Raw genomic sequence first — 10,028 nt, 5'->3', positions numbered from 1 at the left:
CATCAGGGCGATCCAGTTGCCGATGCGCATCGTGGTCGACAAGTGCTCCAGCTTTTCCCTGACCGTGCTGGGGCTGCCCGCGATGATGATGCCGATCGAGCTTCCGCTGCCGTACCGGGGATGGGATGGCCCGGAAGCCGTCCGCGAGGCTTCCGCGGCCGACCCGCCTCTGCCCGGTGGCGGCGGAGCGAGGTACCGTCGTCTTATCGGATCCCGGTCAGGAGGGGAGCCGCCATGCCAGACGATTCCGATCACGTGCTCGATTCCATCGACGGGGCCGTCGACGAATGGCTCGCCATGAGTGACGACTCGATGCGCTGGACGCCGCCGGAGAAGGCTCACTCCAAGTCCCAGCTGGGCCTGCCGGTGCCGCCGCTGCCGCAGGTGCTGGAAGATCTTCTTCAGGAGGTCGGCAGCCGCCTTGGCCCGCCCGCCCAGGCGGTGGTCGACGCGTTCCGCCCGCTGGGGGAGGGGGTGGTCGAGGCCGTCTCCACATTCCTCGACAGGCCGCCGGTGAGGTACCTCCTCGATCCGTCCGGCACACCGGACGATCCGGAGACGCTCGGAGACCGAGCCTTTCCCGACACCTTCGGTCCGTCACCCGAGGAGCCACCCGAGATTCGGTGAGGTCCCCTGGCCTTCGTCGAGGGAACCTCGCCGGGTGTCCCCGTGCTCCCCGCCGGTGACCGGCGATGCCCGGCCCCGCGGGACGGGGTGGGACCTCCTGGTCGTAGGAGAGTGAGTTCACGGTTCCGTTTCCCTCAGGAGCGGCCCATGAAGTGCGGAACTGCTTTTTTCGGGCAAAGGACAAAAATCCCGGTGAGTCGGTGTACTTCAGGAGTGATGAAATGGCGGGTCTGGCGGGGCCGATCGCGGTCGGTGTCGAAGAGGAGTTCCACGTCGTCGACGTCGACACCCGGCACCTCGTCCCACGGGCAGGTGTTCTGCTGGAGCAGTTACCGGCGGAGCGGTTCACCCACGAGCTGCAGCGTTCGGTGGTGGAGGCCAACAGCAGGCCCTTCATGCATCTGGAGGACCTCGGGCACGACCTGACCGCGCTGCGCCGCACGGTGATCCAGGCGGCGGACGGTCTCGGGCTCGGGATCGTGGCGGCGGGGAGCGTGCCGCTGGTGGACCTGGCGGCACTGAAGATCTCCCCGGCCCCCCGCTACGAGCAGATGCTCGCCGACTATCAGCTGCTCACCCGCGAGCAGCTGATCTGCGGCACACAGTTCCACGCCGACGTCGAGGATCGCGACCTGGCGGTGGCCGTCGCCCACCGCCTGGCCCCCTGGCTGCCCCCGCTGCTCGCCCTGAGCTCCAGCTCGCCGTACTGGCTGGGCGCCGATACCGGATACGCCAGTTACCGCCCGCTGCTCTGGCAGCGCTGGCCCACCGCGGGGCCCGTGGCCAGGTTCGAGTCGGCCGCCGAGTACGACCAGGTGGTGCGGGAGCTCGTGAGCTCCGGTGTGATCACCGACCCCGGCATGATCTATTTCGACATCCGGCCCTCGGCCCACCTGCCCACCATCGAGCTGAGGGTGTGCGACGCCTGCCCCAGGGTGGGCGACATCGTGCTGATCGCCGGCCTGTTCCGGGCGCTGGTGGCCAGGGAGCTGGACGCGGTGCAGCACGGCCCCGAGCGCTCGGTCCGGCTGGAGATGGTCCGCGCCGCGACGTGGCGGGCGGCGCGCTCAGGGCTGGAGGGCGAGCTCGTCGACCCGGTCGAGGGCACCCCGGGCCCGGCCGCCGAGGTGATCTGGAGGATGGTGGACGGCCTGCGGTCACAGCTGGAGGAGTCCGGCGACATCGAGCTCGTCACGTCCCTGGTCCGGGAGTCGCTGGCGCGGGGAAGCTCCTCGGCCCGCCAGCGCGAGGCGTTCGCCCGCGACGGCCGGCTGGCCGACGTGGTCGACCTCGTCATCGCCGAGACGCGGTCCGAGGAGTGGGAGACCGCCTTCGGCGGGCCGACGCCGAGGATGCACACCAGCCTCCTCGACGGCTACGACGCCCCCGGCGACGAGGCGATCATCGAGGGCACGGTACGCGAGTCCTACCAGCCGGTGCTGCGGGTCCTGGACCGGCTGGGCGCCCGCGGCCTGCGTGGCAGGGCGAGACTCCTCGACGGCTACCAGCGTCGCAACGGCATGACCTTCCACGTGGCGGGCGGGAGCGAGAGCCGGGTCTTCCCGTTCGACCTGGTTCCGAGGCCGGTCCCGGCCGGTGAGTGGGCCGAGATCCGGCGGGCACTGCCGCAGCGGGTGCGGGCGCTGGAGGCGTTCCTGCGCGACGTGTACGGCGAGCGCGAGATCATCGGGGACGGCGTGCTTCCCGCCTGGGTGGTCGACGAGTCCCCCGGCTACCGCGAGCACGGGCAAAGGGTGCCGCCCGGTACCGTGCGCTGCGTCGTGGCCGGGCTGGACCTGGTCCGCGACCATGTCGGCCGCTGGGCGGTGCTCGAGGACAACCTGCGGGTGCCCTCCGGCCTCGGGTACGCGGTGACCAACAGGCACCTGATGACCGAGTTGCTGCCGGAACTCGCCCCCGGCGAGGGGATCGCCGATCCGCGGCAGAGCCTGCGGGCGCTGCGGGAGGCACTGCTCGCGGCGGGCATGGTCGACTCGCCGGCCATCGCCGTGGTCTCGGCGGGGCCGGACGACTCCGCCTACTACGAGCACCAGATGCTCGCCGAGGAGATGGGGGCGATCCTGGTGGTCCCGGCCGACCTGGAGATCAGGAACGGTCATCTGGAGGCCGCGGGGCGCAGGATCGACGTGCTCTACCGCCGGGTCGACGAGAACGAGCTGCTCGAAGGCCCTCTGGGGCCGGAGATCATGGACGCCGTCGAACGCTCCGCGCTCGTCCTGGCCAACGCGCCGGGCAATGGCGTCGCCGACGACAAGTGCCTGTACCGGTACGTGCCCCGCCTCATCGAGTACTACCTGGGTGAGGAGCCGCTCATCGACAACATCACCACCTACCTGTGCCGCGACGCCGTGGACCGCGAGCAGGTGCTCGACCGGCTGGCCGAGCTGGTCGTCAAGCCGGTGGACGGATTCGGCGGCCAGGGCGTGGTCGTCGGTCCCGAGGCGTCCGCCGAGGAGCTCGGCAGGGTCAGGGAGAAGATCCTCGCCGCGCCCCAGGGATGGGTCGCCCAGGAGACGGTCCAGCTGTCGACGCATCCGACCTTCGACGGGGAGCGGCTGAGCCCGCGCGTGGTCGACCTGCGGGCCTTTGTCTGCCTCGGGGAGACGGCGACGGTCCCGCCGGCGGTGCTGACCCGCGTCGCACCGGCCGGCAGCCTGATCGTCAACTCCTCCCAGGGCGGCGGTTCCAAGGACACCTGGCTGCCGGGAGGGGCCGCCGATGTGTGATCTCAGGACTGAATCCGCCCGGCTTCGGGGTGGGCAGGTCATCGGGGGGTGCCGATGTGCGGTCTGAGCGGTGAGATCCGGTTCGACGGCCGTCCCGCGGACGTCGCCGCGGTGGCCCGGATGAGCGAGGTGATGAGCGACCGGGGTCCCGACGGGTCGGGCCTGTGGTCGCTGGGACCCGTCGCGCTCGGCCACCGGCGCCTGAAGATCATCGACCTGTCGGACCGGGGCGCCCAGCCGATGCCGGACAGCGACCTCGGCCTGACCGCGGTCTTCAACGGGTGCCTGTACAACTACCGTGAGCTGCGCGAGGAGCTGGAAGGCCAGGGGTACCGCTTCTTCTCCACCTCCGACACCGAGGTGCTGGTGAAGGCCTTCCACCGCTGGGGGATCGACTGCGTCGACCACTTCAAGGGCATGTTCGCCTTCGCGGTCGCCGAGCGGGACACCGGCCGGCTGACCCTCGGCCGCGACCGCCTCGGTATAAAACCCCTGTACCTCTCCCAGGACACCGATCGCCTCCGTTTCGCCTCCTCGCTGCCCGCGCTGCTCGCCGGAACAGGAGTGGACACCGGCATCGACCGGGTGGCGCTGCACCACTACATGACCTTCCACTCGGTGGTGCCGGTCGAGCGCACCATCCTGACCGGTGTGCGGAAACTCCCCCCGGCCACCGTGCGCACCGTCGAGCCCGACGGCACCGTCACCGACCGCCGCTACTGGCAGCCGTCCTACACCCGCTCGGCCCTGCCCGATTGCGCCGGGCTGTCCTCCTCCGAGTGGTGCGAGGCGGTGCTCGACCAGCTGCGCGTGGCGGTGCGCAGGCGCATGGTCGCGGACGTGCCGGTGGGTGTGCTGCTCTCCGGGGGCCTGGACTCCAGCCTGATCGTCGCGCTGCTGGCCGGGGAGGGACAGGCGGGCCTGTCGACCTTCAGTATCGGGTTCTCCGCGGCGGGCGGGGAGCGGGGCGACGAGTTCGCCTACTCCGACCTGGTCGCCGGTGAGTTCGGCACCGATCACCACCGCATCCCCATCGACGACACCCGCCTGCTGCCCGCCCTGGAGCACGCGGTGCGGGCGATGAGCGAGCCGATGGTCAGCCACGACTGCGTCGCCTTTCACCTGCTGTCGCAGGAGGTCTCCAGGCACGTCAAGGTGGTCCAGTCCGGCCAGGGCGCCGACGAGGTGTTCGCCGGCTACAGCTGGTACCCGCCGCTGGCCGGCGTGTCGCGCGAGGACGCGGCCGTCACGTACGCCGAGGAGTTCTTCGACCGCTCGCACGGGACGCTGGCCGGGATCCTGTCGCCCGAGTACATGCTGGAGCGGGACGTCAGCGGCGAGTTCGTCCGGCGCCACCTCGCGGCGCCCGGCGCCGACACCGCGCTCGACGCGGTGCTGCGCCTGGACACGGAGGTCATGCTCGTCGACGACCCGGTCAAGCGGGTGGACAACATGACCATGGCCTTCGGGCTGGAGGCCAGGACCCCGTTCCTCGACCACGAGCTGGTCGAGCTGGCGGCGGCCTGCCCTCCCGAGCTCAAGCTCGCCTCCGGCGGCAAGGGCGTCCTGAAGGACGCCGCGCGCAGGCTGCTGCCCGCCGAGATCATCGACCGGCCCAAGGGCTACTTCCCGGTCCCCGCCATCAGGCACATCCACGGCCCGTTCCTGGAACTCGTCAGGGACGCGCTGACCGGGCAGGCCGCGCGGTCACGCGGCCTGTTCGACCAGCCGTACGTCGACAAGCTGCTCGCGGCACCGGACGAGCATCGCACCACCCTGGGAGCGAACGCACTGTGGCAGCTCGGACTCCTGGAGCTGTGGTTGCAGGCACAGGGCGTCTGATGGCCGACATGCCCGGAGCCAGTGCCCGCCCCTCGGCGGGCACTGGCCTGACCGCCTGGAGCTGCCGGGCGCCCGCGCTGGCACCCGACCTGAGCGCCGTCGCGTTCATCGCCGACAGGGACGGCTCTCCGCGCGTCTGGGTCCAGCTTCTCGGCGGCGATCTGGAGGCGTTGTTCCCGGGAGGAGCGTCGGCCGGAGGGCCGGCCGGGGGAGGGACGGAGGCGTGGTCTCTCGACACAGGTCCTGAGCCCGCCGCCGACGTGAGCTGGTCTCCCGACGCACGGCGGCTGGCCGTCCTCGTCGTGCCGGGCGGCGGGGAGCACACCCAGGTCTGGACGATCAGGCCCGACGGGAGCGATCTACGCCCGCTGGCCGCGCCGGAAGGGGGATCGGCGTCGTTCGTGCGCTGGACCGGGCAGGGGGAGATCCTTCTCGTCGCCGAGGTCTCCGCGTCCGGCCGTACGGACGCGGTGCTCATCGACGCGAGCTCCGGCAGCCGGGAGGTCATCGCGGGCGGCGCGCTGATGCACCCGGCGGCGATCAGCCGTGACCACCGGAGGATGCTGCTGCGGCGCGGCCCGCGCGGCGTGCGCCGGATGTACGCGGCCGATCTTTCCGCCTTCCCCGGTGATCCCACCGGCCTTCCCTCCGCCCATCCCGGTGATCTCACCTCGGGCATGTCCGGTCCCGACGGCTCCGCCGGTCCCGGGGCCCTCGCGTCCGGCCTCTCCGCTCCGGGGGATCTCGCACCTGGTCCTCTCGAAACCGGGGGCCTCGTTCCGGGACTCCCCGGCGGCCCTCACCCCGGCCTCTGCTCCGGCCTCTCCGCTGATCCTCCGGCCGGGCTCCGCTCCGATCTTCCCGAGGGCCATCTCGAGGACTTCCCGCCCGGCCTGCCCTCTGGTCTGCCCGACGAGGCCGCGGGCGATCTTCCAGGACCCGGGGAACAGCCGCTGCTGGCGGGGCTGAACGGCTCCACCGACTACGGCATCCTCTCGCCGGACGGGACGGTCGCCTACCTGTTGTCCGATGTCGGCCGCGACCGGGCCGCGCTGCTCGCGGTGGGTGAGGACGGCGCGGAGGTCGTGCTGGCCGAGCGGGTGGACGCCGAACTCGACCAGTTCGCGCTGAGTGCCAACGGCCACCGCGCCGTCCTGGTGTGGAACGACAGCGGCCGGTCGGAACTGGAGGTGATCGAGCCGGCCACCGGTGCGGTGCGCCCGCTCCCGCCGCTGCCCGCCGAGGTGGTCTCCTCGATCAGGGTCTCCCTGGACGGCAGCCTGGCCGTCCTGGCGGTCGAGGGGCCCGGTGCCCCCTCCCACGTGGTGCTCTGCGATCTGGAGAACGGCGGCTACCGGCGGATCGCGGGGGACTCCCCGATCGCCGAGGCGGCCGAGGCGGAGTTGATGCGCTTCCAGGCGCGCGACGGCATGGAGTTGACCGGCTGGCTCTACCGGGTCCCCGGGACCCGGGGACCGATGCCCTTCGTCGTCTACCTGCACGGCGGTCCGGAGAGCCAGGAACGGCCCACCTTCAACCCGCTGTTCCAGAACCTGCTGGCCGCCGGGATCGGGGTGCTCGCGGCGAACGTCCGCGGCTCGTCCGGGTTCGGCAGGGCCTTTCGCAACGCCGACAACCACGCGCTCCGCTTCGACGCGATCGACGACGTCGCCGACTGTGCCGTCGAACTGGTGCGATCTGGTGTCGCCGAGGAGGCCAGGATCGCCTGCATGGGACGCTCCTACGGCGGTTACCTGACGCTGGCCGCCCTCGTCACCCACCCCCACCTCTTCCGCGCCGGGGTCGACGTCTGCGGCATGGCCGACTTCGAGACCTTCTACGACCGGACCGAGCCGTGGATCGCCGCGGCGGCCGTCAGCGAGTACGGCCACCCGGTCGCCGACCGTGACCTGCTGCGGGTGCTGTCGCCGCTGCACTCCTTCGACCGGCTGGCCGCCCCGTTGCTGGTCGTGCACGGCGCCCGCGACACCAACGTCCCGGTGTACGAGGCCGAGCAGGTGCTGCGGGAGGCACGGGCCCGTGGCATTCCCTGCGAGTTGCTGCTGTTCGAGGACGAGGGGCACGAGATCCGGCAACTCGCCAACCGGGTGACCTTCGTCAAGAACGTCGTCGAATGGCTCAGGTGGCACCTGACCGTTCCCGACCCGGCATGATGCTTTCCCACCGGGGCAGGCTCGGTGACAATGACGACATGCCGCGTACGGAGACACTGTGGGGAGCATGGGAACCGGCTCCGCTGGCCGAGGTCGTCGAGCTGTTCGGCGGGCTGGAGACGCCCTGGTGGATCGGCGGGGGATACGCGATCGAGCTGGAGGTCGGCCGCGCCTACCGCGAGCACACGGACATCGACGTCGGGATCCTCCGCCGGGACCAGGCCACGGCGCGCCGGTTGCTCGCGGGGTGGGACTGCTGGGCCGCCGACCCGCCGGGCACGCTGCGCCACTGGCCACGGGACGAGATCCTCCCGCCGGGCGTCCATGACGTCTGGGTCCGTGAGGACGCCGACGGCCCTTGGCGGATCCAGCTGATGCTCGACGAGGCCGACGGGCAGGACTGGGTGTACCGGCGAGATCCGAGGATTCGCCGTCCGCTGGCGTCGTTCACGGTCGCCGAGGACGGTTTCTCGCGGATCGCGCCGGAGATCCAGCTCCTGTACAAGGCCAAGTCGCCGCGTCCCAAGGACGAGCTCGACTTCGACGAGGTCCTGCCCCGGCTCGACGAGGCGCGAAGGGCATGGCTGGACGAGGCTCTGGCGACCGAACACGGCAGTCACCCCTGGCACGCGCGCCTCCGCCGCTGAGCGGAAGAGCCGACCGTCAGGCGGAGGTCTTGAACTCCTCCCCAGTTTGAAGGCCGGAGATTCTCCCGTCGCGTCGCGGTTAAGCGGCGCGCGGGGGTTGACGCTTCGCGGACCGGGTAACCCCGAGGTCTCCACGTCCTGACACCGCTGATCCGTCGGCGTTGTTGATATTGATCGCGGCGTTGGTGTCGGCATGCCCGACCCATCCGCACGCGGGGCTTGTGCAGGTGAACACGGTTTTGGCGCGGCTGGCCGGGTCGCGGTGCCCGCACTGGTGGCATGTCTGCGACGTGCCCGGGGCGGGCACCTTCACCACCATCCCGCCGCGATCACGGGTTTTGTACTCCAGCAGGGTGACCGTGCGAGCCCAGGCCTCCCCGGCGATCGAGCGGTTCAGTCCGGCCTTCTGTGCGACGTTCACGCCGGGGTTCTCGACTGTGCCCTTGGCAGAGCGGAGCATGTTCGTAATCTTCAGGTCTTCCACCTTGATCACGCTGAAGGTGTCGGCGAGTTCGGTGTTGGTCTGGTGCTGCCAGTCCACGGCTCGGCGCTTGGCTGTCGCGCGGGCCTTGGCGATCTGGTCGTAGGTGCGGGTCAGCCGTTTGGACGTGGGCCGGCCGGGAGTGCGTGTGCGGCGCTGGCGTGCGGACTTCTTCTCCAAGCGGCGCAGGTGTTCCTTCTCGCCGCTGGTGAGCCAGGGTGCGTGCTCACGCATGGTGGTGTCCGACAGGGCCAGGGCGACGTTGATTCCCCGGTCGATCCCGACCTGCGGGCCAGGGTGGCAGACCGGGGCAGGCACCTGGCGTTCGGTCCGGAACACGATGTGCCAGCCGTCGGCTTCTTTGACCAGGCGGGCTCCGGTGATCCGCCCGGCAGGGCCGCCCTTGGTGACGCCGGGCAGGTCCTTGGTCCACCGAAACCGTACCCGCCCGACCTTGGGCAGGTTGATCGCACCCCACCGCCGGTTGACCCGCGTGATCTGCAAATCGCGGGCCTGCGGGACGTCCACGGCCAACCGGGACCGCAGGCGGCCCTTGAACGTGGGCCGTTTCGCCGGGTGGTCGGGGTTGAGGAAATTCGCCCACGCCTGCCGATACGTTTTCAGCACCGCTTGCGCCGCCTGGGCGGGCAGTTGGCCCATCCAGTCGATCTCGCGGCGGGCCTGCCGGATCGCCGCGTCGCAGTCCTTGACCGAGGCCAGACGGCCCTGCCGGAAGGTGAAGTACTCATGCAGCAGGTTCCACAGGGTGCGAGCGGTGTGCGCCTGACCATCCAGCACGGCCACCTACGCCGCGCTCAGGTCGAGACGCATCACGTGCGCCCGGGTCTGCTTCACCAGTTCCACGCGCTCATCGTATCGTTTGGTTTATGTCACCGCGCTGGAATCCGAACCTCGACGTCCGGACGGGACGCCATGTCGTTTATCACCTTCACGCGCACTTGGTGTTCGTCACTAAGTATCGACGGGGGGTGTTCACGAACGAGATGCTGGCCCGCTGCGAGGAGATCATGCGGGAGGTGTGCGCGGACTTCGAGGTCGAATTGCGTGAGTTCAACGGCGAACACGACCATGTCCATCTGCTGATCCACTACCCGCCGAAGGTCGCCCTGTCCAAACTGGTCAACAGTCTCAAGGGCGTCTCGGCGCGGCTCCTGCGCAAGGAGTATGCCGCGCATGTCCGCAACCATCTGTGGGGTGGACACTTCTGGTCTGGGTCCTACTTCGCCGGATCAGTCGGCGGCGCACCGCTCACGGTACTCAAGCAGTACATCGAGCAGCAGCAACGCCTACCGTGACCTGCGGGTGAAGGCACGCTCGCGCCCTAGTGCTGTGTTCCTGAATGGAGTTAAAGATCCCTGCTGACCTGGGGTGATGATGGTCTCAGGGGGGATTGTCATGCCGAAACTGCTGCATGCGCGTCCACCGATGGACGCCGAAGAGAAACGACAGATCTGCAAGCCGGCCGGGGCCCGTCATGCCCCGGCCGACT

General features: G+C 70.3%; 8 protein-coding genes. 6 read left to right on the top strand and 2 right to left on the bottom strand.

Going from position 1 to position 10,028, the window contains the following annotated elements:
- Window positions 1–255: hypothetical protein (locus ABZ260_RS38200; RefSeq protein ID WP_355627229.1), on the bottom strand; the 255-nt coding region annotated here is incomplete at its 3' end.
- Between ABZ260_RS38200 and ABZ260_RS38195 the strand changes: the two genes are divergently transcribed.
- From ABZ260_RS38195 to ABZ260_RS38175, 5 genes are all read left to right on the top strand, one after another.
- A complete protein-coding gene (locus ABZ260_RS38195; RefSeq protein WP_355627227.1) occupies window positions 235–627 on the top strand; it encodes a hypothetical protein in 393 nt (130 codons plus the stop codon). The genes ABZ260_RS38200 and ABZ260_RS38195 overlap by 21 nt on opposite strands.
- 221 nt (window positions 628–848) lie before the next feature.
- Entirely contained in the window at window positions 849–3,374 is a 2,526-nt protein-coding gene (locus tag ABZ260_RS38190) for a carboxylate--amine ligase/circularly permuted type 2 ATP-grasp protein (RefSeq protein ID WP_355627225.1), read from the top strand.
- Between the two features lie 54 nt (window positions 3,375–3,428).
- Window positions 3,429–5,216, top strand: coding sequence for an N-acetylglutaminylglutamine amidotransferase (locus ABZ260_RS38185; RefSeq protein WP_355627223.1), 1,788 nt, complete (start codon window positions 3,429–3,431; stop codon window positions 5,214–5,216).
- 8 nt (window positions 5,217–5,224) lie between these two features.
- Entirely contained in the window at window positions 5,225–7,390 is a 2,166-nt protein-coding gene (locus ABZ260_RS38180; protein WP_355627221.1) for a prolyl oligopeptidase family serine peptidase, read from the top strand.
- Window positions 7,391–7,428: 38 nt separating this feature from the next.
- Entirely contained in the window at window positions 7,429–8,037 is a 609-nt protein-coding gene (locus ABZ260_RS38175; protein ID WP_355627219.1) for an amino acid transporter, read from the top strand.
- A gap of 79 nt (window positions 8,038–8,116) precedes the next feature.
- Here ABZ260_RS38175 and ABZ260_RS38170 read toward each other — a convergent pair whose 3' ends face one another.
- Window positions 8,117–9,322 carry a transposase gene (locus tag ABZ260_RS38170; protein ID WP_355627217.1) on the bottom strand — a complete coding sequence of 402 codons (1,206 nt, stop codon included), beginning with the start codon at window positions 9,320–9,322 and terminating at the stop codon, window positions 8,117–8,119.
- A gap of 83 nt (window positions 9,323–9,405) precedes the next feature.
- Here ABZ260_RS38170 and tnpA point away from each other — a divergent pair, with 83 nt between their 5' ends.
- On the top strand, window positions 9,406–9,834 hold the full coding sequence (gene tnpA, locus ABZ260_RS38165) for an IS200/IS605 family transposase (protein ID WP_355627215.1): 429 nt from the start codon (window positions 9,406–9,408) through the stop codon (window positions 9,832–9,834).
- The last annotated feature ends 194 nt before the right edge of the window (window positions 9,835–10,028 follow it).

This window comes from Streptosporangium sp. NPDC006013, assembly GCF_040614275.1.
Taxonomy (GTDB): domain Bacteria; phylum Actinomycetota; class Actinomycetes; order Streptosporangiales; family Streptosporangiaceae; genus Streptosporangium.
The sequence above is the reverse complement of the archived record's forward strand: the minus strand, read 5'-3'. Positions and strand labels throughout refer to the sequence as shown.

Coding starts and splice junctions, on each gene's coding strand:
- ABZ260_RS38195 (WP_355627227.1), top strand. CDS start 235: ATGCCAGACGATTCCGATCACGTGCTCGATTCCATCGACGGGGCCGTC.
- ABZ260_RS38190 (WP_355627225.1), top strand. CDS start 849: ATGGCGGGTCTGGCGGGGCCGATCGCGGTCGGTGTCGAAGAGGAGTTC.
- ABZ260_RS38185 (WP_355627223.1), top strand. CDS start 3,429: ATGTGCGGTCTGAGCGGTGAGATCCGGTTCGACGGCCGTCCCGCGGAC.
- ABZ260_RS38180 (WP_355627221.1), top strand. CDS start 5,225: ATGCCCGGAGCCAGTGCCCGCCCCTCGGCGGGCACTGGCCTGACCGCC.
- ABZ260_RS38175 (WP_355627219.1), top strand. CDS start 7,429: ATGCCGCGTACGGAGACACTGTGGGGAGCATGGGAACCGGCTCCGCTG.
- tnpA (WP_355627215.1), top strand. CDS start 9,406: ATGTCACCGCGCTGGAATCCGAACCTCGACGTCCGGACGGGACGCCAT.